Annotated in this window: 23 protein-coding genes and 2 tRNA genes; 10 read left to right on the forward strand and 15 right to left on the reverse strand. The window is 66.5% G+C overall.

Annotated elements, in window-relative coordinates; translation table 11 throughout:
• Positions 1–18: 18 nt before the first annotated feature.
• The 3 genes from UK23_RS40705 to UK23_RS40715 form a co-directional block, all read right to left on the reverse strand.
• Positions 19–366 carry a histidine triad nucleotide-binding protein gene (locus tag UK23_RS40705; protein WP_045317148.1) on the reverse strand — a complete coding sequence of 116 codons (348 nt, stop codon included), beginning with the start codon at positions 364–366 and terminating at the stop codon, positions 19–21.
• Positions 367–622: 256 nt separating this feature from the next.
• On the reverse strand, positions 623–958 hold the full coding sequence (locus UK23_RS40710; RefSeq protein WP_045317149.1) for a VOC family protein: 336 nt from the start codon (positions 956–958) through the stop codon (positions 623–625).
• The gene (locus tag UK23_RS40715; protein ID WP_231114901.1) at positions 955–1,269 is read right to left on the reverse strand and encodes a winged helix-turn-helix transcriptional regulator; all 315 of its coding nucleotides are present in this window, start codon (positions 1,267–1,269) and stop codon (positions 955–957) included. Before UK23_RS40715 ends, UK23_RS40710 begins: the two co-directional genes overlap by 4 nt.
• Before the next feature lie 57 nt (positions 1,270–1,326).
• On the opposite strand from UK23_RS40715, the gene UK23_RS40720 reads away from it, so the two are divergent.
• Positions 1,327–1,881 (forward strand): NAD(P)-dependent oxidoreductase, encoded by a 555-nt coding sequence (locus UK23_RS40720; RefSeq protein ID WP_045317150.1) that lies wholly within the window; start codon positions 1,327–1,329, stop codon positions 1,879–1,881.
• Between the two features lie 173 nt (positions 1,882–2,054).
• Here the strand turns inward: UK23_RS40720 and UK23_RS40725 are convergent.
• Positions 2,055–2,125 (reverse strand) — tRNA-Gly (locus UK23_RS40725).
• Positions 2,126–2,187: 62 nt separating this feature from the next.
• Here UK23_RS40725 and UK23_RS40730 point away from each other — a divergent pair.
• A tRNA-Pro gene (locus tag UK23_RS40730) sits at positions 2,188–2,261 on the forward strand.
• A 110-nt stretch (positions 2,262–2,371) separates the two neighbouring features.
• Here the strand turns inward: UK23_RS40730 and UK23_RS53240 are convergent.
• Positions 2,372–2,617 carry a hypothetical protein gene (locus UK23_RS53240; protein WP_063778165.1) on the reverse strand — a complete coding sequence of 82 codons (246 nt, stop codon included), beginning with the start codon at positions 2,615–2,617 and terminating at the stop codon, positions 2,372–2,374.
• Between the two features lie 38 nt (positions 2,618–2,655).
• Here UK23_RS53240 and UK23_RS53245 point away from each other — a divergent pair, with 38 nt between their 5' ends.
• Positions 2,656–2,874 (forward strand): hypothetical protein, encoded by a 219-nt coding sequence (locus UK23_RS53245; protein ID WP_063778166.1) that lies wholly within the window; start codon positions 2,656–2,658, stop codon positions 2,872–2,874.
• On the opposite strand, the gene UK23_RS54890 is transcribed toward UK23_RS53245, so the two are convergent.
• Complete coding sequence (locus UK23_RS54890; RefSeq protein WP_196778105.1) at positions 2,844–3,140, reverse strand: LacI family DNA-binding transcriptional regulator; 297 nt, start codon at positions 3,138–3,140, stop codon at positions 2,844–2,846. The genes UK23_RS53245 and UK23_RS54890 overlap by 31 nt on opposite strands.
• Positions 3,141–3,259: 119 nt before the next feature.
• On the opposite strand from UK23_RS54890, the gene UK23_RS40740 reads away from it, so the two are divergent.
• Positions 3,260–3,868: a hypothetical protein gene (locus tag UK23_RS40740; protein ID WP_045317151.1), complete on the forward strand. Its 609-nt coding sequence runs from the start codon at positions 3,260–3,262 to the stop codon at positions 3,866–3,868.
• 543 nt (positions 3,869–4,411) lie between these two features.
• The gene (locus UK23_RS40745; RefSeq protein WP_045317152.1) at positions 4,412–4,987 is read left to right on the forward strand and encodes an MmpS family transport accessory protein; all 576 of its coding nucleotides are present in this window, start codon (positions 4,412–4,414) and stop codon (positions 4,985–4,987) included.
• 123 nt (positions 4,988–5,110) lie between these two features.
• Here the strand turns inward: UK23_RS40745 and UK23_RS52270 are convergent, their stop codons facing one another.
• Together UK23_RS52270 and UK23_RS40750 are read right to left on the reverse strand one after the other, a co-directional pair.
• The gene (locus tag UK23_RS52270) at positions 5,111–5,911 is read right to left on the reverse strand and encodes a hypothetical protein (RefSeq protein ID WP_156213750.1); all 801 of its coding nucleotides are present in this window, start codon (positions 5,909–5,911) and stop codon (positions 5,111–5,113) included.
• Positions 5,912–6,562: 651 nt separating this feature from the next.
• On the reverse strand, positions 6,563–7,324 hold the full coding sequence (locus UK23_RS40750) for an alpha/beta hydrolase family protein (protein WP_045317153.1): 762 nt from the start codon (positions 7,322–7,324) through the stop codon (positions 6,563–6,565).
• Positions 7,325–7,343: 19 nt separating this feature from the next.
• On the opposite strand from UK23_RS40750, the gene UK23_RS40755 reads away from it, so the two are divergent.
• Positions 7,344–9,110, forward strand: a complete 1,767-nt coding sequence (locus tag UK23_RS40755) for a hypothetical protein (RefSeq protein WP_156213751.1) — start codon at positions 7,344–7,346, stop codon at positions 9,108–9,110.
• Between the two features lie 9 nt (positions 9,111–9,119).
• Here the strand turns inward: UK23_RS40755 and UK23_RS40760 are convergent, their stop codons facing one another.
• On the reverse strand, positions 9,120–10,088 hold the full coding sequence (locus UK23_RS40760; RefSeq protein WP_045317155.1) for an ABC transporter substrate-binding protein: 969 nt from the start codon (positions 10,086–10,088) through the stop codon (positions 9,120–9,122).
• 272 nt (positions 10,089–10,360) lie between these two features.
• On the opposite strand from UK23_RS40760, the gene UK23_RS40765 reads away from it, so the two are divergent.
• From UK23_RS40765 to UK23_RS40775, 3 genes are read left to right on the forward strand one after another with little or no spacing between them, the layout of a single operon-like run.
• Complete coding sequence (locus UK23_RS40765) at positions 10,361–11,374, forward strand: quaternary amine ABC transporter ATP-binding protein (RefSeq protein WP_231114902.1); 1,014 nt, start codon at positions 10,361–10,363, stop codon at positions 11,372–11,374.
• Position 11,375: 1 nt separating this feature from the next.
• Complete coding sequence (locus tag UK23_RS40770) at positions 11,376–13,298, forward strand: ABC transporter permease (protein WP_045317157.1); 1,923 nt, start codon at positions 11,376–11,378, stop codon at positions 13,296–13,298.
• 12 nt (positions 13,299–13,310) lie between these two features.
• Positions 13,311–14,264, forward strand: coding sequence for an ABC transporter substrate-binding protein (locus UK23_RS40775; RefSeq protein WP_045317158.1), 954 nt, complete (start codon positions 13,311–13,313; stop codon positions 14,262–14,264).
• Between the two features lie 78 nt (positions 14,265–14,342).
• Here the strand turns inward: UK23_RS40775 and UK23_RS52275 are convergent, their stop codons facing one another.
• From UK23_RS52275 to UK23_RS40800, 6 genes are all read right to left on the reverse strand, one after another.
• Positions 14,343–14,519, reverse strand: a complete 177-nt coding sequence (locus UK23_RS52275; RefSeq protein WP_156213752.1) for a hypothetical protein — start codon at positions 14,517–14,519, stop codon at positions 14,343–14,345.
• Positions 14,520–14,683: 164 nt separating this feature from the next.
• Positions 14,684–17,593 carry an alpha-mannosidase gene (locus tag UK23_RS40780; RefSeq protein ID WP_045317159.1) on the reverse strand — a complete coding sequence of 970 codons (2,910 nt, stop codon included), beginning with the start codon at positions 17,591–17,593 and terminating at the stop codon, positions 14,684–14,686.
• 4 nt (positions 17,594–17,597) lie between these two features.
• Positions 17,598–18,716 (reverse strand): glycoside hydrolase 5 family protein, encoded by a 1,119-nt coding sequence (locus UK23_RS40785; protein ID WP_052685477.1) that lies wholly within the window; start codon positions 18,714–18,716, stop codon positions 17,598–17,600.
• 19 nt (positions 18,717–18,735) lie between these two features.
• Entirely contained in the window at positions 18,736–19,557 is an 822-nt protein-coding gene (locus UK23_RS40790) for a carbohydrate ABC transporter permease (protein ID WP_045317160.1), read from the reverse strand.
• Complete coding sequence (locus UK23_RS40795; RefSeq protein WP_196778106.1) at positions 19,554–20,423, reverse strand: carbohydrate ABC transporter permease; 870 nt, start codon at positions 20,421–20,423, stop codon at positions 19,554–19,556. The genes UK23_RS40790 and UK23_RS40795 overlap by 4 nt, the downstream gene beginning before the upstream one ends.
• Positions 20,420–21,688, reverse strand: coding sequence for an ABC transporter substrate-binding protein (locus tag UK23_RS40800; RefSeq protein WP_196778107.1), 1,269 nt, complete (start codon positions 21,686–21,688; stop codon positions 20,420–20,422). Before UK23_RS40800 ends, UK23_RS40795 begins: the two co-directional genes overlap by 4 nt.
• A 121-nt stretch (positions 21,689–21,809) precedes the next feature.
• On the opposite strand from UK23_RS40800, the gene UK23_RS40805 reads away from it, so the two are divergent.
• Positions 21,810–22,802, forward strand: coding sequence for a LacI family DNA-binding transcriptional regulator (locus UK23_RS40805; protein ID WP_045317163.1), 993 nt, complete (start codon positions 21,810–21,812; stop codon positions 22,800–22,802).
• Positions 22,803–22,914: the final 112 nt, after the last annotated feature.

Genomic DNA, 22,914 nt, shown 5'->3' on the forward strand with positions numbered 1-22,914 from the left:
ACGTTCCGGGCCACGCCACTAGCCAGGCGGCCAGGTGAGGCCGCGGCCACCGAGGACGTGGCAGTGGACGTGGAAGACGGTCTGGCCGCCGTGCTCGCCGGTGTTGAACACGAGCCGGTAGCCGGACTCGTCGACGCCTTCGGACTTCGCGACCTGGTGCGCGGTCGCGAGGATCTGCCCCGCGAGCACCGGGTCGACGTCGCCGATCGCCCGGTGGTGTTCCTTGGGGATCACCAGCACGTGCGTGGGCGCCTTGGGGTCGATGTCGCGGAAAGCGAGCGTCGTGTCGGTCTCCGTCACGACGGTCGCCGGGATCTCGCCCGCGACGATGCGGCAGAACAGGCAGGCACTCGCGCTTTGGGTCACAGCGGCATGTTATTGGTTCGGTTGGACACAGGTTGGTCCGTTGGGCACTGTCGGTGTTGCCCGCGGGCGATAAATCATGGCCGGGTGAAGGGCGCCAAGCTCCTGGTCGTCGTGCGGTGCCTCATCAGCTTCGCGATCGGCGTGCTGCTCCTGATCCTCGCGATCCGCTTCGGTGAGGCCCTGTGGCGGGCGGTCCAGTAGTTCCTCAGTGGACGAACCAGAACGGGACTCGACGGACTCCGCAGTCTCCGCAGACTCACCGGACGAAGCAGAACTCGTTGCCCTCGGGGTCGCGCATCACCTGGAAGCTGCCCTGCTCGTCGGTGACGACCACACCCTCGCGGGTCGCACCGAGGTTCACGGCTCTCACGACGGCGGCCTCGATGTCGTCGACGCCGAAGTCGAGGTGCAGCCGGTTCTTCACGTCCTTGCGCTCGGGCACCGGCTGGAACGACATCCGCGGCCCGCCGGGCGGTTCGACGTGCGCCCAGCCGTGCGCGCGGTTCACCGGCTCCGCACCGAGCAGTTCGGCCCAGAACCGGACGAGCCGGCTCGGGTCGTTGCAGTCGACGACGATCTGTTCAAGCCTCACGTTTCCACCAAGTTCTCTCGGGCCCAGTCGCAACACAGATCCAGCAGCCCCAGCAGCTTGTGTCCCTGTTCGGTCAGCTCGTACTCGACACGCGGCGGGTTCTCGTCGTACTCGGTGCGCGTGACGGTGCCTTCGCGCTCCATCGCCCGCAACGTCTCGGTGAGCACTTTGGGCGTCACCACGGGGATCTCCGCGCGCAGTTCCGTGAAGCGCCGCCGGTCGTGGTGCAGCGCCCGCAGCACGTGGGCCGTCCACTTGTCACCGATGCGGTAAGGCAGGCTCGTCAGCTGGTCGGACGGAACGCATTCCACCTGGTCACCCCCGATATCGTTGCGGAAACCGGCTACCGGGAGCCTACCTTCGCGCCCATGACGAAGATCGTTGTGTTCGGTGCCTCCGGGCGAGCGGGAAAGCAGATCGCGGCGGTCGCGGAGGCGCGCGGCCACGAGGTGTTGCGAATCGGCCGTGACCCTGGTGTCCAGGCGGCAGGGGCAGCGGCGGGCTACGACGTCGCGGTGAGCGCGGTGGCCGACCTGTCCCGCGACCCGGCGGAGTTCTACACCGAGGCGGCCCGCGCACTGGTGGCGTCCGGGGTCGGGCGGATCATCGTGGTGGGCGTGTTCCCGCTGCTGGAGGCCTCGCCAGGAGTGCGGATGGTGGACCTGCCGGACTTCCCGGAGGAGGGCCGCGCGTTCATGGAGGGACACGCGGCCGGCGTGCGGGTGCTGGCCGAGTCCGACGCCGACTGGCTGGTGATCAGTCCGGTGGGGATGTTCGGCGGCACGAGCAGCGGCAAATACCGCATCGGCACGCTCGATCCGGGTGACGAGCTGACCTACGAGGACTTCGCCCTGGCCGTGGTGGACGAAATCGAATCCCCGACCCACCACCACACCCAGATCGGCGTGGCCTCAGTGAGCTAGCTCACGACATGACCCAGCGGACTTGGGGCTGATCACTCACCAAATCACGGCACCCATATGGGGGTCCGGGGGCGAGTCCCCCGGCTGGGGTCTGGGGGCTCGGCCCCGAGATAGAAACCGAGGGGCGAGGTGTGGCCGACGCTTTCCGTCGGCATACCTCGCCCCTCGTCACGAGCGGGCGACGGGAATCGAACCCGCGTAGCTAGTTTGGAAGACTAGGGCTCTACCATTGAGCTACGCCCGCTTGCCGCCCCTCGAAGGGGCTGCGGTTAATACCTTAGCGGGTGGCGGTAAGCTGGTTGCAACCGGGGCGTGGCGCAGTTTGGTAGCGCACCCGCTTTGGGAGCGGGGGGTCGCAGGTTCAAATCCTGTCGCCCCGACGGTTGAAAGTGCAGGACAGGGCTGGTCTCCCGAATGGGAGACCAGCCCTGCCTTGTCTCCCAAGGGTTCTGGGGAGAATCTGGGGAGATGATCATGGTTTCGGCGATCATCACGCCAGCCCCTGAGACGCTCGACGGACCTCGTCCCGAGCGAGTTCGTTGACCTTCCGGGCACGCGCCCGCAGCAGCTCGTCCAGCGCGGCGACCGGCGACCGCGGGCACAGCGCGATCCGTGCGTCCGACGCCTTCTCCCACAGGGCCGTCAGTTCGTCGAGCAGGCGGGCCCGCATCTCTTGCGTGACGTGGTCGTAGCGAGCCTGCACTGAACCGTTGAGGTGGCCAAGCCGGTCGTCCATCAACGGCGGCGGCGTACCCCACACTCCGCATCAACGTCTTGTGCGAGTGCCGCAACCCGTGCGGCGTCAGGCCTTTCGCGATCGGCACCCAGCACGAGTCAGCACGACCGCTCGCGTTGCGGCCGCGCGTCGGCACACCAGGCCACGGCTCGGCGAGCACCGGCACCGGCCGCGCGTCGTGCGGCGCCTTCTTCGGGTACCAGCCCGCCGCCGCGGGCTGGAACAGCTACGTCGCGAACCCGTTGCGCCGCCAGTGAGCCGCCGTCTCCCCGCCGCCAGAGCCGCGGATGAAGCCGAGCTCGGCGATCGCCTTCTCGACCTGCAGCCGGGTCACGTCGGCCACGCGCTCCGGGTGGTTGAACACGTTCGAGACCGTGCCGGTCGACACGTCGGCCCGCCGTGCGACGTCGACGGGCTTCGCGCCCGGTTGGCTCGCGGCACCGTTCGCCGCGCCGAGGCCACGGAACACGTACGTCCTGCTGTTGCACGCGCACGGTTTCGGTCCGAGGACGAGTAGACGCATGGCCTCATCCTCGTGAACTGCCCGCTGGGCTACGGCAGCGGCCAGCAGGGTGAACATCGTAACGCTCCGCAACCACCCCCGATGTGGACAGGTGACACCACGCCGCCGAGGAGTCCGCCATGCTGTCGATCGTCGCCCGTGCCGCCACCCTTCCCGCGCTCGTTCTGCTTGCCGCCTGCACGGGCCCAACCGCAGACACCGGAAGCCCAGCGCCCAGCCCAACTCCGAGCAGCGCCGCACCGACCACGACTGCGACCGTCAAGAAGAACCTCACGGCGCAAGGCTTCCTGCCGAAGAAGGTCGGTGAACTGGGCGGGACGGAGTGTCAGAGCAGCCTTGACACGTGCGCCATCAAGTTCACCGTCGACAAGATCGAAGTGAATCCCAAGTGCTTCGAGTACGGCACGCCGGCGCCTGCGGGCCGCAAGACGTTGCTGCTGCATGTCTCGATGACAACCGGAAACTTGAGCGCCAATGCTCAGGGCTTGGCGCCCACGATCTTCAACCCGTTCTCGTTCAAAGGCCTCAGCGCTGACGGGTTCGTGCACGATGCGCAGCCGGGTTCGTGCGTGGACTACAAGGGCAAGCTGTCGGACACGATCCTTGCAAACTCGCGATACACGGGAACGGTGGAAATCGACGTACCGGAGTCGGCCACCTCGGTTGCGTCAGCGTGGCCGACGCCTGGGCCTGACGGAAGCCGCGGTTGGGTCTGGAACATCGGTTAGGCCGACGCCTTGAACCGCACGTGGACTGTAGTCGGATCGGTGATCAGTGCGTTCCTGTTGCTCGGCTTGGCTCTCAACTTGGTCGACCCGAGCATCCGCGTCAGTGGCGTGGTCGTCCTTCTCTACCTCGCCATGTGCTTCGGGATCATCTGGGTCGGACGAAAGCTTGACGTACGTCGGAGCAGACGCCCATGACTCGGCTACCGCGTGCACGCGAATCACGTTGCCCTATGTCGGTGAAGCTGTCCGAGCGCACCGCCGATCACGAGCCAATCGCCGGGCTCGAACCGGCCGCTGGCTACCGGTGGCGTCGGCGTGGATCGGACGCGCCCGTCCGGATCACTGTCGACGGCGCCACTTGGAAGAAGGTCGGCCCGTGCTAGGCGGCGCTCGCCATCGCGTTTCCACTGGCCGTCGTTACGCCGAATCACCGTTTTGCTCTGTTCGAGCGACACCGGTAACGCGATGACTGTGGGTTACGACAATCGGGTCATCAGGCCGCGCTGCCCGGCCACCTCACCACCTGTCGGGAGTCTCTTCGCCATGTCGTATCCCCAGCCGCCGCAAGGGCCTCAGCAGCAGTTCCAGCAGCCGATGCCTCCCGGTCAATACCCCCAGTTCGCGCCGCCACCGCCGCCGCGGAAGAAGGCCAAAAAGTGGCCGTGGGTAGTCGGCGCGATCGTGCTGCTGTTCATCGTGATCGGTGTGTCGAACGGCGGTAAGACCCCGGCGCCGACCAGCACGAGCGGTGCTGCGCAGCAGACCGCTCCCGCCGCCGCACCGGCGCCGGCCCCCGCGCAGCAGCCTGCGGCGGCGGCGAAGCGCACCGTGGTCTACGAGGTCTCCGGCGCTGGCACTGCCAACTCGATCACCTACGTCACGGACGGCATGACGTCGACCCAGCAGGAAGGCGACGTGCAGTTGCCGTGGTCGAAGACCTTCGAGCTGCCGACCGGTGAGGCCTTGCAGATGGTGTCGATCTTCGCCCAGGCAGGGAAGGGCACCCCCGAGATCAGCGCCAAGATCACCGTGGACGGCAAGGTCGTCAAGGACGGGAAGTCGAGCGGCCAGTACGCCGTCGTCAACATCAACGAGAACATCGGCAGCCTCGGCAAGTAGGCAGCGAAACGACACGAGGCCCCGCGCACCGCGATTGGTGTGCGCCAGCGTTAACGGTTCTACTAGGTACTCGTCCTGTGATTTCTCGACCGCGCTCAGTGCGGGTCATCCTGAGGTAGTAGCTCATATCAAGCCGTCGCGCAGCATTCGTCGACGCTCCACTGATTGCTTCGCGCAGGCCGCGAGCAGACTAGTCAAAGCAATGCTCGCTGCCAGTAGAACACTTCGTTCTGACGGCTCTGCCGTTCGCGCGACGTATACCGCAGAGAATATCGCCGTGAGAGCAGCCATCACTGCATCGGTCCACTGGCCTCTGCGATAGAACGCGAGTGCCTCACCGTCCATCTTCCGAGGCGATTTCGGCAAGAGCAGGATACCCAGGAGGATCGCGATCGTAGCTGCGGCACCGAAAACAGAGAAACTGATGAACCACCACCGCACTAACTCTTGCATGTTTGGCCTGGTAAGCGAGGCAAACAGGCCACACTGAGCAAGGAACGAGGCAACCAGGCCAGCCGTATGGATGAAACCAATCTCGATAGGAATCGCCTTGGAGCCAGTCAGCGTGGACAGGTATACGAGGACAGCAGCAGTGACCCCAGTGCCCCATAACAGCCAAGTCCCAACGAGAAAACCGCCGCGCGCAGAGGTCGACATCAAACTCGGCAACACCGAGGCGGCGGCGCCTAATGCAACTCCAGCAAGAATGGTCACGAGCAGGCGGAAACCAGCGACCTCGACAGAGTTATTGCGGTGGACCGCTACCGCATCCTCAGCCTTTTGCGTTACCTGCTGAGGATCGCGGGAAGGTGTCGAGCAACAGGAATGGTTTGGATTGCGAGCAACGAGTGCGACCGTTATCACAATCGCGGCGACTAACGCCTCCAATGCTGGGTGGTGATCGCGGACTTGGCGACGTGTCATGTTAACTCCTGAGTGCCGCAGAGGTCGTCTGCACTCAGAGCGCGCGAACCTCTACCATTGTTACCAGGCAGGCCCGACATATAACCATTTGGACGCAATGATCGCTCATTTGGATCAATGTCAGGTGCGGTGGTCTGGCTTGGTAACGGCTGGAATGACTGCCAACTATTCCTCGGCAGTCATCAAAAACAACGATTCGTGCAGACCGTGCTGTCGGCGGTTCGATGCGGCGGCGCGACGCACACGTCGACGCACACGTCGACGCGCTCGGTTTAGCCTTCAGCTCATCCTGGAGCACAAGCCCAAGCTGGCAGCCGAACTGTTCATGATCTACAAGGAGAACAGCGCCGTTCAGCCGGACGACCCGAAGGGCCCCGAGGACGAGATGCGGGCAGCTGTCATCGACTTCGAACGACTTGTCGGTCACCCGATCATCTGAGCCTTTGGCCTCACATATGACATGTCACTGCCCTGGTCCCTTTGAGGGAACCGGGGCTGCTGCAGGCAGAGTGCTACGACAGGTCAAGCGGCCCGAGCTTGCTGCGGACGTACTTGACCAGGCGGGGTTCAACTTGAGTCTCGTTACCCCGATCGGTTGGTGAAAACCCGCAGCGATGCGTCGCTGCGGGTTTTCGCATCTTCACGGCACAACTACGGCGTCAGGTAGCGGCTCGCCCAGGCTGCCAGCACCTCTGCCACGTACGCGGCGTCCGTGCGGTCGGTCAGCAGGTGGTCGGCGCCGTCGAGCGACACGAACGACTTGGGGTGGCGGGCCGCGTCGAAGATCAGCCTGGCGTTGTCGATGCCGACCAGGTCGTCCTGCGGCGAGTGCATGACCAGCAGTGCGCGGTCGAGGCCCGCGATGCAGGCGGTCTGGTTCTGCTGCTTGATGTCGGCGAGGAAGTCGTTGCTGATCCGGAACGGGCGTCCGGCCAGCAGCACTTCGGCGACGCCGCGGGTCTCGATCTCTGCGGTGGACGAGCCGATCAGGTGCTCCACGTGTGCGGTGTCGGCCGGTGCGCCGATCGTGACGACGGCGCGCACCTCCGGGACGCGGTGGGCGGCGGCGAGGACGGCGGCGCCGCCGAGGGAGTGTCCGATGAGGACGCTCGGGGCGCCGGTGGTGTCGCGCAGGTGGTTGGCGGCGCAGACGAGGTCGTCGACGTTGGACGTGAACGTGGTGTTGGCGAAGTCGCCGTCGGACTGGCCGAGGCCGGTGAAGTCGAAGCGCAGCACCGCGACGCCGCGGGAGGCGAGCTCGCGGCAGATGCGGGAGGCGGCCACGGAGTCCTTGCCGCAGGTGAAGCAGTGGGCGAAGACGGCGGTTGCGACCACGTCCCCCGCCGGCAGTTCGAGGCGGCCCGCGAGAGATTGTCCGTCCTTGCCCGTGAAGACGGCTTTCCGGTTGTCCATGTCTTCTATGGTGCGTCACGTGCGCTACCAGTACCTCGACGCCCGGCTGCGGCAGGCGTTCGACGACGCCGGGCTCGGCCGCGGCCAGCGGGCACTGCTGCAGGGTGTGCTGCGCGCGCTCGACTCGGACGCGCACCTCGGCGAGCACGTGGCGGGCCTCAACAGCGCGTTCCTGGCTGTCACGCGAGCGCAGACCGCGCTGGAGAGCCACGCCGTCGAGGACCAGCCGCGGTGGAACCTGTTGCGCCGCATCCTCACCACCTCGCTCGCGTGCATGAACGCCGCCGAACCCGCGTACGCCCACGGTGGTGCGGTCGAGTTCGCCGAGGCGCGGCAGACGCTCCGGGACGTCGACGCGGCCATCGCGGCCGACGGGCAGAGGTTCGACCCGCAGGTCGCGGCCGCGGCGGCGCGCAAGCTCGACCCGTCCGCGCTGGAGGCCGCAGTCAAGCAGTGGATCACTCCACTGTGGAGCGGGGTGGAACTTCCCTTGCGCGCCAGGATGATCGCCGAGATCGCGGTCGTCGTGGCGGTGCACGGCCGTGACGGCAGGCATCTCCGTTCGGACCTGCTGCGGTGGTTGAAGAAGCCGGGTGACCTTGCTGAAGTGCTGTGGCCAGAACCGCGCAGGCACGTCGTGGCGTTGGTGGTCCGCGGGGCGCGCGTGCTGCGGCATCTGGACCAACTGCTGCCCGAGGCGCGGCAGGAGCCCTTGCACCGCAACAGGTTGCCGAAGGACGACTTTCTGAAGGACGCGGTGGACGGCTCGTCGGTGCTGGTGCGCCTGCCGGTCAACGCGGCCGACGCGCACACGGCGGCGTTGCGGGGCAGGCGGATCCTCAGCGAGGCGCTCGACCAGTACGCGGCGGGGGAGCGGCTCACCGAGCTGAACATCGCGCCGCTCTGGCAGGTCAGCGGTCCGGGCGGGCGGGTCACGCGCGGCACCGAGCACCAGCGCACCGTGAACAACGCGTACCCCCTCACCGCGTACTGGCCTGCTGAGCTGCGCAGCGCGATGCGAGTGGCGAACCTGGCGCGGCAGGTGGATGCGCCGATGGCCAGCGCGGGGCTCGCGTGGAGTGCGCTGGAGGCGACCGGGCTCGACCCGAGCAAGATCGGGTGGCTGGCGAAGGCGTGCGCGCTGCAGATGTTGCGGCAGCACCTGATCAGCCTGCACGTCGTCGTGACCAACCACGACGAAGAGCTGCGCGGGCCGTTGGACGCGCGGGTGGCCACGACCGGGGTGAAGCACCACCTGAAGTCCGTTGACGCCTGGCTCGAGGTGCTGATCAGGCACAACCGTCCGCAGGAACAGCTCAAGGCCGCGCAGGACGCCGTGACCGCGCTCGCCGAGAACGAGGGCGGGCTGGTGCGGGACCTGGTCGAGATCTGGCGGGCGAGGCTCGCGGACTCCACGACGCTCGCGGGGTGGCTGGCCGAGCAGGAGGACACCGCGGCGGCCGTGCTCGAGTGGCTTTACGTCACGAGGAACCTGGCGTTCCACGCCGGTCGGTTCGCGACGCCGGCGGACGAGCTGACCGCGCACGCCGGGCAGGCCGTCGCGGACCTGACGCTCGAGTTCCTCGGGAACTGGCGGACCGTGGAAAGACAACGGGGCCTGCCCGAGACGGAGGCTCTCGAGATCTACCGCAGGCTCGCCCAGCGAAAAGACCAGCTGACGGCCCGGCTCAAGAGAGCCGGGTCCGTTCGCAGGCTCAGCGTCGAGGACATCTCCGGCCCCGACGAGAAGTGGTGGTCACGCGGCACCGGTCAAGGCGCCGACTGAGACGGGAAGTTACGGCTTGGCCTTGGTCAGCCAGTCCTCGACCCGGTCCGGGTTCGCCTCGACCCACCGCTTCGCCGCCTCTTCCGGCGACATCTTGTACTTCGCGATGAACGACGCGACCGTGTCCTGCTCGTCGTTGCTCCACTGGAAGTTCTGGATCAGCCGGGCGGCCGGGCCGCCCTTCTCGAGGAACTTCTTGGAGGCGATCTTGTCCAGCTCGTAGCGCGGGTAGTCGCAGGCGACCTTGGCCGTGTCCGCGTCGCAGCCGGCCTTGTACTCGGGCAGCTCGATCTTGACCAGCTCGATGTCGAGGTGCAGCCACTGCGGCTCGAAGAAGTAGCCGATCAGCGGTGCCTTCTTCTCCTCCGCCTGGCGGAAGGCCTTGATCGAGGCCTGCTCGCTGCCCGCGTAGACGACCTTGTAGTTGAGGTTCAGGTTCTTCACCAGAGCCTCGTCGTTGGTCACGTACGAGGGGTCGCCGTCGAGCACCTGGCCCTTGCCCTCGGACTGCGGGGTGACGAACAGGTTGGCGTACTTGTTGAGGTTCTGCCAGTTCGTGATGTCCGGGTAGGTCTTCTTCATCCACGGCGGCACGTACCAGCCGATCACACCCTTGTTGCCGGACGGGCCGACCCGCACGGCGGTGTGCTTCTCCTCGATGTACTTCTGCTTCAGGTCCTCGTGACCCCAGTTCTCCAGGATCACGTCGATCTCGCCGGAGTCGAGGCCCTGCCAGGCAGTCTGCTCGTCGACTTCCTTCTTGGTCACCTTGCAGCCGAGGCGCTTCTCGGCGAGGTACGCGACGACCGCCGCGTTGGCCTCGTAGCCGACCCACGGGTTGACCGCGATGGTGATGGAGCCGCAGGGCTCGGGTGGCGCTGTTGAGCTGGAGCGCGGTGACGATGATGTCGAGCCACTGCCACAACCGGCAATCGTCAACACGAGCGTCATTGCCAGAGCGATTCTGGGGGCTTGCACGAACAGCTCCTCGTCGAGGGGAACGAGCGGTGCAGGAGACCGCTCAGTTCAGCTTTTCCCCTTCGATCGACGGCAGTCAAGTCATGGGATGATTGGTTGTCCACAAAGGACGGAACTTGTATCAGCCCTTGACCGTACCCGTGTGAGGGTCAATGCTGTCGCGCATCGAGAAACGGTGTGCGCAGTCCGCAACAGCACAGCCTGTGCAGCACAGCCCGCAACAGCCCGCATCAAGTTCCGCAACAGGTTCGGAGTGGTTTGGCGTGGATCCCGTGATTTCGGTCAGGGACCTGTGGAAGGTGTTCGGCCCCAACGCGTCTCAAGTGGTGGCGTCGGACGAGCTGAAATCGTTGTCACGGCCGGAGTTGATGGACCGCACAGGTGCCGTCGCCGCCGTGCGCGGAGTGGACTTCGACGTCGCTCCGGGTGAGATGTTCGTGGTCATGGGGCTGTCGGGCTCCGGCAAGTCCACACTGGTCCGCTGTCTCACCAGACTCGTCGAGCCGACCGCGGGCGCCATCACGTTCGAGGGCGAGAACATTCTCGAGGCGGACGCGAAACGGCTGCGTGACCTGCGCCGGAACAAGTTCTCCATGGTGTTCCAGCACTTCGGGTTGCTTCCTCATCGGACGGTCGCGGACAACGTCGGTTACGGGCTGGAAATCCGCGGGGTACCTCGGGCGAAACGCGGGGAGCGGTCGCAGGAGGTGATCGACCTCGTTGGTCTGTCCGGCTACGAGAAGTCCTATCCGGATCAGCTGTCCGGCGGTATGCAGCAACGCGTCGGACTCGCTCGCGCTCTTGCCGGCGATCCCGATGTTTTGTTCTTCGACGAACCTTTCTCGGCACTCGACCCGCTGATTCGCCGCGACATGCAGTCCGAGGTCATCAGGCTGCACCGCGAGGTCGGCAAGACGATGGTCTTCATCACCCACGACCTGAGCGAGGCGCTGAAGCTCGGCGACCGGATCCTGATCATGCGCGACGGTCAGGTCGTGCAGGTCGGCACCGGTGACGAGCTGGTCGGCGCGCCCGCGGACGACTACGTGCGCGACTTCGTGAAGGACGTGCCGCGCTCGCACGTGCTGACGTTGAAGTGGATCATGCGGCCGCCGCGTCCCGACGACGAGCTGGACGGGCCTGAGCTGTCGCCGGAAACCGTTGTGCGCGAGGCGGTGCGCAGCGTGTTGAGCGCGGACAAGCCGGTGAAGGTGGTGCGGGACGGCGAGTTGCTCGGCGTCGTGGCGGACGAGGAGATCCTCGGGGTCGTGGCCGGGGAGGCGTGACATGGTTGCCGTCGCCGCCCCTCGGCAGCTTCCGCGCAAGACGCTCGTGCTCGGCGGGATCGTCGTCGCCTGGCTGGCACTGTGGCTGGTGTTCCGCAACGTCGGGACGTTGCCGCTGGACGCCTCCGCGCTGACGCCGTTGCACCGCTGGGTCAACGAGATCAACGACGCCGTTGGCGCGTCCAGGAACTCGAACCCGCTGTTCCTGTACTTCTTCAACGAGATCCGGCTCGTCATCGACGAGTTCGTGACGTTCGTGCAGGCCCTGATCGCGCAGCCGTCGTTCGGCCGCCCGGTGCCGGTGATCGGCTGGCTCGGTGTGGTCGCGATCGCCGGTTTCGTCAGTCTCGCCGTCGCGGGCTGGCGGATCGCGTTGCTGTCGATCGCGGGCTTCGTGTTCCTCGGTCTGCAGGGTCTGTGGCAGGAGAGCATGGACACGCTCTCGCTGACGCTGGCCGCGGTCCTGATCTCGTTGCTGTTCGGCATTCCGCTGGGGATCTGGGCAGGACTGTCCGACCGGGCCAACCGGGTCATGCAGCCGGTGCTCGACTTCATGCAGACCATGCCGACGTTCGTCTACCTGGCGCCGCTGACGTTGTTCTTCCTGATCGGGCCCGCGTCGGCGACGATCGCGACGCTGATCTACGCCGCGCCGCCCGCGATCCGGATCACCGCGCACGCCATCCGGTCGGTGCCGCACGACACCGTCGAGGCGTCGGAGTCCCTTGGTGCGACCCGGAAGCAGACGTTGGTCAAGGTGCTGCTGCCGTCCGCGCGCAAGACGATCGTGCTCGGCGTCAACCAGACGATCATGGCCGCGCTGTCGATGGTCACGATCGCGGCGCTGATCGACGCGCCCGGGCTCGGCAAGACGGTCGTGAAGGCGTTGCAGACGCTCGACGTCGGCACTGCGTTCAACGCGGGCCTGGCGATCGTGGTGCTGGCGATCGTGCTGGACCGCGTGACGACCGCCGCGACCGAGCGCAGGAACCTGCCGCGCTGGGCGTTGTTCGCCGGTCTCGGTGTCACGGGTGTGTGCGTGTACCTCTCGTACACCTACCTGTGGGCGGCGGAGTTCCAGACGGACGTCGAGATCGGCAGCTCGATCCGCAAGGGCGCGACCGCCGTGACGGAGTGGGCGCAGGACTCGCTGCCGCTGATCACCGGCGGTTTCAAGGACTTCGTGACGTTCGCGTTGATCAACCCGCTGCAGGCGCTGCTGGCCGAGTCGCCGTGGTTCCTGGTGGCGCTGGTGATCGTGGCGCTGTCGTTCCTGATCGGCGGCGTCAGGTCGGCTGTCGTTTCCGCCGTGTGCCTGGGTTTGCTGGTCGCGACCGGGTTGTGGCAGGACGCGATGATCACGCTGGCGTCCACTCTGGTCGCGACGATCCTGGTGATGATCCTCGGGATCGTGGTCGGCGTGTGGATGGGGCGCAGCAGGAGCGCGGACCGGTTCATCAGGCCGATCCTCGACGCCGGTCAGGTCATGCCGGCGTTCGTGTACCTGGTGCCGTTCCTGGCTTTGTTCGCTGCCACCAGGTTCACCGCGATCATCGCGGCCGTGGTGTTCGCGGCGCCGGTCGCCATCAAGATCATCGCGGACGGCATCCGGGCGGTGTCGCCCGCGACCGTCGAGGCGTCCACGGCGCTGGGGTCCAGCTCGTGGCAGACGATCGTGAAGGTGCAGCTGCCGATGGCGCGCGGGGCGTTGACGCTCGCCGCCAACCAGGGGCTGATCTACGTGCTCTCGATGGTCGTCGTCGGCGGTCTCGTGGGCGCCGGTGCTCTCGGCTACGACGTGGTGGCCGGGTTCTCGCAGAGCAATTTGTACGGCAAGGGGCTCGCGGCCGGTGTCGCGATCGTCGTGCTGGGCGTGATGCTCGACCGCCTCACCCAGGCGGCCGCCAAGCGGTGGACCAACTAGGAGGTCTGGAAAGTGGCAAGGCACAGCGTGCTGGGAGCGGTGCTCGTAGGGGCACTCGCGCTGGCTGGTTGCGGTGGCGCCAAGGTCGGTGACACCTCCTCGGGTGCGACCGGTGACTGCGGCACGTTCAACCTCGCGGTCAACCCGTGGGTCGGCTATGAGGCGAACGCGGCGGTGCTCGCGTACGTGGCCGAGAAGGAGCTCAAGTGCAAGGTCACCAAGAAGGAGCTCAAGGAAGAGGTGGCCTGGCAGGGCTTCGGCACCGGTGAGGTCGACGCCGTCGTCGAGAACTGGGGTCACGACGACCTGCGCAAGAAGTACATCGACGAGCAGAAGACTGCCGTCAGCGCGGGCTCGACCGGCGTGAAGGGGCAGATCGGCTGGTACGTGCCGCCGTGGCTCGCCAAGGAGCACCCCGACATCCTGGACTGGAACAACCTCAACAAGTACGCGGACCAGTTCAAGACGTCCGAGTCCGGTGACAAGGGCCAGCTGCTCGACGGCGACCCGTCGTTCGTGACCAACGACGAGGCTCTGGTGAAGAACCTGAACCTCAACTACAAGGTCGTGTACGGCGGCTCCGAGACCGCGCTGATCCAGGCCTTCCGCCAGGCGGAGAAGGACAAGAAGTGGGTCATCGGCTACTTCTACTCGCCGCAGTGGCTGCTCAACGAGGTCAAGCTGGAGAAGGTGAAGCTGCCCGAGTACAAGGCGGGCTGTGACACCGACGCCGAGAAGGTCGCCTGCGACTACCCGGACTACGACCTCGACAAGATCGTGTCCAAGAAGTTCGCCGACGCGAACGGCCCGGCGTACAACCTGGTCAAGAACTTCAAGTGGACCAACGAGGACCAGAACACCGTGGCGAAGTACATCGCCGAGGACCAGATGAAGCCCGAGGACGCGGCCAAGAAGTGGGTCGAGGCCAACGCCGACAAGATCAAGGCGTGGACCGCCAAGGCGTAAGGCTTCAACACGCGGAAAGTCGTAGGGGTCGTGGTTCCTGGACGAGAGGAACCACGACCCCTACGACTACCCCCGGCATCACGCAGCCTGTTGTCCGTTCGGCACCTCAGGCTCGTGGCGGTGCGTCATCCGGTGCCACCACGACCGCGGCTTCCCGCCGTTGCGGTAGTACTCCTGGACGCGGCGGGCGTCCTCCCGCAGGGAAGCCTGCCGGTAGTCCATCTCCGCCTTGATCGCTTCGGGCGTCCACTCCATCGAACTCACTCCTCAGTCCGTTCTGCTGACGAGAGTGAGATTGCTCCTGAGGGGTGACCCCTTACATCGGAAGATCACGTGAGGCTGGCGTGCGAGACCCCTTACCCGGCTGCTGAGGTGTCGGTGGGACGGCCTTCGGGACAGCGGGTAAGGGGTCGCGGCGTTCACCTCGTGAAACGCAGGGTGACCACCTGGAACGGGCGCAGGGTGATGTCCCCGGACGCGTCGTTCAGCGGCCGTTCGAGCAGATCGGTCTCGTGGATCGACGTGTAAGGGAAGGACGTGCTGAGCGTCGCCCGAGCCCGGCCGCCGTGCGCCTCGTAGAGGCGGACGACCACGTCGCCTGACCGGTCGTCGGCCAGCTTCACGGCCTCGACCCTGACCGCCGGGTTGTCGGTGCGCACCAGTGGTTGGGGTGCGGTCGAGCCCTGGACGGTCTGCGGTGGCAGGTTGATGCGGTAGCCGGCGTCGATGGCTTCCGGGATGCCCGCGCCGACCACGAGGGCGTAGCGGAAGCGGTGCTCGCCCTGGTCGGTCTCGGGGTCGGGGAACCTCGGCGCGCGCAGCAACGACAGACGGACCGTCGTGGTGGTGCCGCCGTCCTCGCGGGTGGTGCGGGTGACCTCGTGGCCGTAGGTCGAGTCGTTGACCACCGCGACGCCGTAGCCGGGTTCGCCGACGTGCAGGAAGCGGTGGGCGCAGATCTCGAACTTGGCGGCTTCCCACGAGGTGTTGGTGTGCACCGGGCGGTGCAGGTGGCCGAACTGGGTCTCGGCCGTGGAGACCTCGGCGCGGACGTCGAGCGGGAAGGCGATCTTGAGCAGCTTCTCGCGTTCCTGCCAGTCGACCTCGGTGTCGAAGTCGAGCTGCTTGGCGCCTTCCCGGAGGCGGATCGTCTGGGTGAGCACCGAGTTGCCGAACTTCGCCCGCACCACCACACCGTCCTGCGCGTCGATCCGCTCGGACGGGATCAGGTCGGACTTCCAGTTGCGGTAGAACGGGTCGATGTCCCAGGCGTCCCACTGGTTCGGGTTGTCGCGGTGCAGCTGAGGCATGCCGGCGAACCCGTGCGGTGGCAGGACCTCGCGGTCGTTCTCCAGGTCGAGGATGGAGAGCACGATGCCGTCGGCGTCGATCGTGACCCGGAGCCTGCCGTTGTCGAGCACGCCGTTCTCGGGCGCCACGAACGGCTTGGGCGCCTCGCCGCCGAGCACGTCGAACGTCAGTTCGTCGGTGCCGTCGCCCTTGATCGCGTCGATGGCCCGCGCGGTGATGGCCTTCAGCTCGGCCGCCACGCGGGCGTAGGTGGCCTCGGCCTCGCGGTGCACCCAGGCGATCGAGCTGCCCGGCAGGATGTCGTGGAACTGGTGCAGCAGCACGGTCTTCCACAACGCGTCGAGCTCGTCGTGGGGGTAGTCGTGGCCTTGCAGCGCGGCCGCGGTGGCCCAGTGCTCGGCCTCGCGCAGCAGGTGTTCGCTGCGGCGGTTGCCCTGCTTGGTCCTGGCCTGCGTGGTGTAGGTGGCGCGGTGCTTCTCCAGGTACAGCTCGCCCGCCCACACCGGCGCGTCCGGGTACTCGTCCTGCGCGGCCTGGAAGAAGTCGCGCGGCGGTTCGACTTTCACCGTCGGGGAGCCTTCGAGGTTCGCGACGCGGTGCGCGGTCTCCATCATCTCGCGGGTGGGTCCGCCACCGCCGTCGCCATAACCGAACGGCACCAGCGAACGGGATGCCTTGGCGTGCTCAGCGAACTGGCGGGATGCGCGGGCGAGCTCCTCGCCGGACAGCGAGGAGTTGTAGGTGTCGACCGGCGGGAAGTGCGTGAAGATCCGCGTGCCGTCGATGCCCTCCCACCAGAAGGTGTGGTGCGGGAACTTGTTGATCTGGTTCCACGACAGCTTCTGGGTGAGGAACCAGCGCGAGCCGCTCAGCTTGATCAGCTGAGGAAGTGCGGCGCTGTAGCCGAAGGAGTCCGGCAGCCAGACCTCCTCGGTTTCCACGCCGAAGTTGTCCAGGAAGAAGCGCTTGCCGTGCACCAGCTGGCGGGCCATCGCCTCGCCGCCGGGCATGTTCGTGTCCGACTCGACCCACATGCCGCCGACAGGCACGAACTGTCCACTGCGGACCTTCTCGCGGACCCGATCCCACACGTGCGGGTGGTGATCTTTCATCCACGCGTACTGCTGGGCCTGCGAGCACGCGAAGTAGAAGTCCGGGTACTCGTCCATCAGCTTGGTGACGTTCGAGAACGTGCGGGCGCACTTGCGGACCGTTTCCCGCAGCGGCCACAGCCAGGCGGAGTCGATGTGCGCGTGGCCGATCGCGGAGACCTGGTGAGCGGATGCGCTGGCGGGCAACGACAGCACGTGTTCCAGCTCGGCGCGGGCCAGGTCGGCGGTGGCGGCCACCTCGTTGAGATCGAGCGCGTCCATCGCCCGGTCGAGCGCGTGCAGGATCTTGTGGCGGCGCGGGTCGTGGTCCTGCAGTTCCTTCATGAGGCTTTGGAGCACCTCGATGTCGAGCATCAGGTGCCACACCTGCGGCTGGAACACCGCGAGCTCCGCCCTGAGGATCTTGTAGAGCGGCTCGGTGCCGGCGGTTTCCTTGTCGCCCAGCGGGGTCGGCAGGAACGGGTGGAAGTCGAGGATCGTCGGGTTGCCCGCGGCTTCGAGGTAGAAGAGGACGTCCTGGCCCTCGACGGGCAGGTAGGTGTTGCGCGGTTCGATGCCCTTGATGGGCTCGCCCTGAGCGTTGTAGGCGAGGCCCTCGGACTGGAAGCCGGGGCCGGGGTGGGTGAAGCCGAGGTCCAGCACGACCTCGACCTGCTTGCCCTGCCACGCCTCCGGGACGCTGCCGGTGAGCCGGAACCAGCTCGTGCTCCACGGTGCGCCCCAGGCGTCGCCGACCGCGGCCGGTTCGTAGGTGGCCGCGAGGGCCTCGGCGACCGGGACCGGCTCGTCCGGCACGGTCCACACGGCCAGGTCGAGCGGTGCGGTCTCGCCGTAGATCGCCGGGCGGATGCGTTCCTTCAGCGTGCGGTTGAGTCGTTCTTCCAGCAGCGCGCGTTCGTCGTGCACTTGTTCACCCCAGCTCGATCGAGGCCCGCACGCCGCTGCGCGCGAGATTCATCCACTCTTCGAAGAAAGCTCCGCCTGGTCCCCACGAGGGCCGGTCGCCGTGCAGCTTGATCGGTGTGCGCTCGACAGGCGCTGGAGTCGCGTCGCGCACGATCCTGGCGATCGCCTCCCCTAGCGGTTTGACCTTGCGTTCCGTCGTCAGCAACCCCAACTCGTACTCGCGTTCGGGGAAGTCCACCAACGCACGGTCCACGTCGTGCGAGCACCACCACGTAACGCCCCAGAGGTTCTGGCAGGTCAGCACGTTCGCAAGCGTTTGCTCAGCGAACGCGGGGGCCTGCTCGGCGCTGATCTCGGGCTGGGCGGCGCCGACCTCCTGCAGCCACACCGGCCGGTTCGGGTCCTTCGCGTGCGCCTTGGCCAGTTCGACGAGGTATTCGGCGTGGTGGACGCTCTCGGGCGACATCGGGCCGTAGCGCTGCGCGGTGCCGTTGAAGACCCACGAGTGCACGGTGGTCATCGCGCCCTTGTTGGCCGCGTGTTCGGGCAGGAACTCGTGCTCGCTCTCGTACCAGACCGCGTCGTACTCGGAGTGCACGTGCGGGAGGCCCGGAGCGGCCTTGTCGCACTCGGCGAGCAGCGTGTCGATCCACTCGCCGGCCTGCTGCGGTGTGCAGGGGTTCGACTCGGTGAGCAGGTTGACCTCGTTGCCCAGGGTGAAGCCGAGGAAGTTCGGCTTGTCTTTGAGGGCTTCGGCGAGCGTGCGGACGTAGAACCGCTGCCCGCTGATCACGTCGGGGTCGATGAAGATGTTGCGCTTGTGCCAGGTCTGCACCCACGACGGGTAGAAGTCGAAGCTCGACAGGTGGCCCTGCAGCACGTCGACCTGCACGTCCAGGCCGGTCTCGTGGGCGGCGTCGAGCATCTGTCCCAGCTGCTCGACGGCTTTCGGGCGGACGAGGCCGCGGTTCGGCTGGAACACCGGCCACAGGGGGAAGATCCGCACGTGGTCGAGGCCCAGCCCCGCGATGGACTCGAAGTCGGCTAAGACGGCATCGATGGAGAAGTCGAGCCAGTGGTGGAACCAGCCGGTCGACGGGGTGTAGTTCACGCCGAAACGCAAGGTCGATCTCCTCGGGGTGTCATCCCTTGATCGCGCCTTCTCCGACTCCGCGGAAGAAGTGCTTCTGCAGCAACAGGAACAGCAGGATCAGCGGGAGGACGGCGATGATCGTGCCCGCCGCCACCAGCCGCTGGTTCTGCACGAACGTGCCCTGGAGGTATGCGAGGCCGATGGTCAGCGTGTACTTCTCCTGGTCGCTCAGCACCACCAGCGGCCAGAGGAAGTCGTCCCAGCTGAACATGAACGAGAACAGCGCGACCACGACCAGCGTGCCCTTCACCGACGGCAGCCCGAGGCGGCTGAAGCGCTGCCACGCGTTGGCGCCGTCGATGACCGCGGCTTCCTCGACTTCGGCGGGGAGTGCGAGGAAGGCGTTGCGCAGCAACAGGACGTTGAGCGCGGCGATCGAGCCGGGCAGCACGACGCCGGTGAGCGTGTTGGTCAGGTTCAGCCCGCGCATCACCAGGAACAGCGAGATGAGGATGGCCTCGAACGGGACCAGGATGCTGCTGGCGAAGATCACCGCGGCGAACCTGCGGCCCTTGAACTTGAGGCGTGCCAAGGCGTAGCCGGCCATGGCCGCGCCGAGGCAGTTGGTGATGACGTTGACGCTCGCGACGCCGAGCGAGTTGAGCGCGAACGACCAGACCGGCACCACGTCGGCCACGGCCGCGTAGTTGCTGAAGGTCGGGTCGTCCGGGATGAAGTCGGGGACGAAGACGTCCTCGTTCGGTCCCTTGATGCTGGTCATGAACTGCCACAGGAACGGGCCGATGCTGATCGCGAGGATGCTGAGCAGCCCCAGATAACGCAGTGCCAGATAGACGTGGGCGCGCTTCACAGCTGGTCCTCCCTGCGGTTGAGCTTGAGGGTGATCAGCAGCAGGCCCAGCAGGATCACGAACAGCACGAGGCTCAGCGCCGAGGCGTACCCGACCTCACCGGTGAGACCGCGGCCGACCGACTGGATCAGCATCACCAGCGTGGTGCTTGCCCCGCCCGGACCGCCGGAACCGCCCGACAGCAGGTAGATCTCGGAGAACACGCGGAACCCGTTGACCGCGCTCAACGCCGCGATGAGCACCATGGTGGGCCGCAGCGACGGCACGGTGACCGACCAGAACCTCCTGACCGGTCCCGCGCCGTCGACCATCGCGGCCTCGAGCAGGTCCTTCGGCACGTTCGCGAGCGCGGACAGGTAGATCACCATGTAGTAGCCGAGGCCGCGCCAGATCGTCACGATCATCGAACTGACCAGCAGCAGCGTCGAGTCGGTCAGGAACGGGATCCTGGCTCCGCCCAAGGCTTCGACGACGCTGTTCACCAGGCCGCGGCTGTCGAGCAGCCACGTCCAGATGAGCCCGACGACGACCGCGGACGCGATCACCGGCGTGAAGAACGCCGTGCGGAAGATCCCGATGCCCGGCACGATCTTCTGCGCGAGCATCGCGATCAGCAGCGGCAACAGCACGAGTGGCGGCACGACGCACACCATGTACAGCAGGCTGTTGCGCGCGGCGACCCAGAACTTGGGGTCCTGGGCCATCCGCACGAAGTTGTCCACACCGGTGAACTGGCCGCCACCCAGCGCGCTCGCGTCCGTGAACGAGAGCACGATCATGTTCAGGAACGGGAAGATCACGAACCCGAGGGAGACGACCAGTCCTGGCAACAGGAACAGCCACGGCGTGTAGGGCTTGTGGGTCACTTGAGCAGCCGGTTGCATTCGTTGACGGCGTCGTCCAGCGCCTGCTTGGCGGACTTCTTGCCGAGCATCGCGTCGGCCAGCTGCTGCAGCAGTGCTTCGCGCATCTGGTCGCTGAACTGCACGGGCGTGTAGTTCACGGCGGTCTTGAGCTGCTTGGCCGCCGCGACGCGCACGCGTGCCTCGTCGCTGCCGTCCTCCGTGGTGAAGTACGGGTCGTCGCCGCCCTTCGACGTGGACGGGAAGATCGAGGCGAGCTTGGCGAACTTCACCTGGTTCTCGGCGTTGGTGACGAACCGGCCGAACGCCAGCGCCGTCGCCTGGTTCTTGCTGCTCTTCGGCACGCTCACGCCGTGCAGGAACATGTTGGCGCTGCCCGTGTTCGTGATGGGCTTGGTGATGCCGATGTTCGCGTAGAGGCTGGGCGCGTCGGTCTTGAACTTGCCGAGGTCGTACGCGCTGCCGGGGCTGAGCGCGGTCTGCTGCGCCATGAACTTCGTCCCCGAGCCGGTGTAGTTCTGCGTGAGCGCCTCGGGGATCAGCGCGCCCGCGTCGTACATCCGCTTGTAGCTCTCGACGAACTCGACGCCCTCGGGTTCGTTGAAGGTGAACTTGTCGTTCTCGAACACCTTCACGCCGTAGAGCCCGAAGTCGGCGATGGTCGGAGTCTGGCCGAGCATCGCGATCTTCTTGCTCTGGGCGAGCTTGAGGGCTTGTTCCTCGAGCTCCTTGAACGTGGTCGGCGGCTTCTCCGGATCCAGGCCGGCGTCCCGGAACAGCGCCTTGTTGTAGAACACCGGCCCGGTGTTGAGGTACCAGGGGAAGCCGTAGCAGCCGCCCTTGCCGGGGATCTCGAACGCCTGCCAGGCGTTCTCCAGGTACTCGGGCTTGGCTTCCTCGAGCGCCTGGTCCAGGTCGACGAGCTGCCCGGCCTTGGCGAGCGGGAAGCTGAGGTCCGGCGGCACGTTGATGACGTCGGGGAGGCTCCCCGCGCTCGCATCGGCCATGACCTTGGCCAGGTACCCGTCCGCGGGCTGGTCGACCCACTTCACCGTGGTGCCCTGGTGCTGCTTCTGGAACGCGTCGATGACACCGTTGACGTAGTCGGTGTACTTGGGCTTCAGCGACCACGTCTGGAACGTGATCTCGCCGGTCACCTGCCCGCCCGCGGATGAGTTGCTTGCTGTGTTGCCGGACAGTCCGCAGCTCGCGAGGGTCCCCGCGAAAGGCACCGCCGCCAGGCCTGCGAGGAACGTGCGCCTCTTCATTGACACCCACCTCCTTGGTCGCGGACCCTAGCTAAACCGGTTTATCTCCGGCTAGCCTCCGAAGGTCTTGTTGTCTCGTTCCGGACAGGGTTCGGCCAGGTGGGTGTGAGAGGTGCGCTGAGTGAAGAGGCCGACCATCATGGACATCGCGGCCGCGGCCGGGGTGTCGAAGGGGGCTGTGTCGCTCGCGTTGAACGGGCGGTCCGGGGTCTCCGACGCCACTCGTGCTCGGGTGCTGGAGGTGGCTTCGTCTCTCGGGTACCGGCCTTCTGTCACCGCTCGGGCGCTGTCGTCGGCGTCTGCTGATGCGGTCGGGCTGGTCCTGGTGCGGCCGCCTCGGGCCCTGGGCGATGAGGCGTTCTTCTTCCAGCTGATCGCCGGCATGCAGTCGGAGATGTCGTCTGCGTTGTTGTTGCAGGTGGTGTCATCTCGGGACGCGGAGATCGAGCTGTACCGGCGGTGGTGGGCCGAGCATCGGGTCGACGGCGTGTTCCTCGTGGATCTGCTGGTGGACGATCCTCGGGTCGAGCTGATGTCGTCGTTGGGGTTACCGGCTGTTGTTGTCGGTGGGGCTGGACATCACGGGTCGCTGGCGTCTGTGTGGGCTGATGACTACGCGGCTATGACTTCCGTTGTGGAGTATCTGAAGTCGTTGGGGCATCGGAGGATTGCCCGGGTGGCTGGGTTGTCGTCGTTGTTGCACACGGTTCGCCGGGATCAGGCGTTCTTGGCGTCTGTTGTGGACGGTGTGATCGTGGCCGGGGACTACACGGCTGAGGCTGGAGCTGTTGCTACCCGTCGGCTGTTGGAGTCCGGTGAGGCGCCTTCGGCGATCGTTTACGACAACGATGTGATGGCGGTGGCTGGGGCTGAAGTGGCTGGGGGGCTTGGGGTTTCTGTGCCGGACGAGTTGTCGATCGTGGCTTGGGACGACTCGGTGCTGTGTCAGCACGGGCGGTTGACGGCTTTGTCGCGGGATACGTTCGCGTTTGGGGCTCGGGCGGCTCGGGCTTTGTTGGCTGTGGTTGACGGGGCTTCGCCTACTGATGTTGAGGATGTTCTGCCTGAGTTGGTGGTTCGGGGGAGTACTGGGGCGCCTTCGGCGCGGGGGTAGGGGTTGTCGCCGTTGGGCGAGTCATGTTGCGTGCGAGCCGCGGCTTGGGCTGGTGGTCGGCTTGCGATGGGCGGGTCCCGTTGCGTGCGAACCGCGACTTGGGCTGGTGGTC

The organism is Lentzea aerocolonigenes, from assembly GCF_000955955.1.
GTDB lineage: Bacteria > Actinomycetota > Actinomycetes > Mycobacteriales > Pseudonocardiaceae > Lentzea > Lentzea aerocolonigenes_A.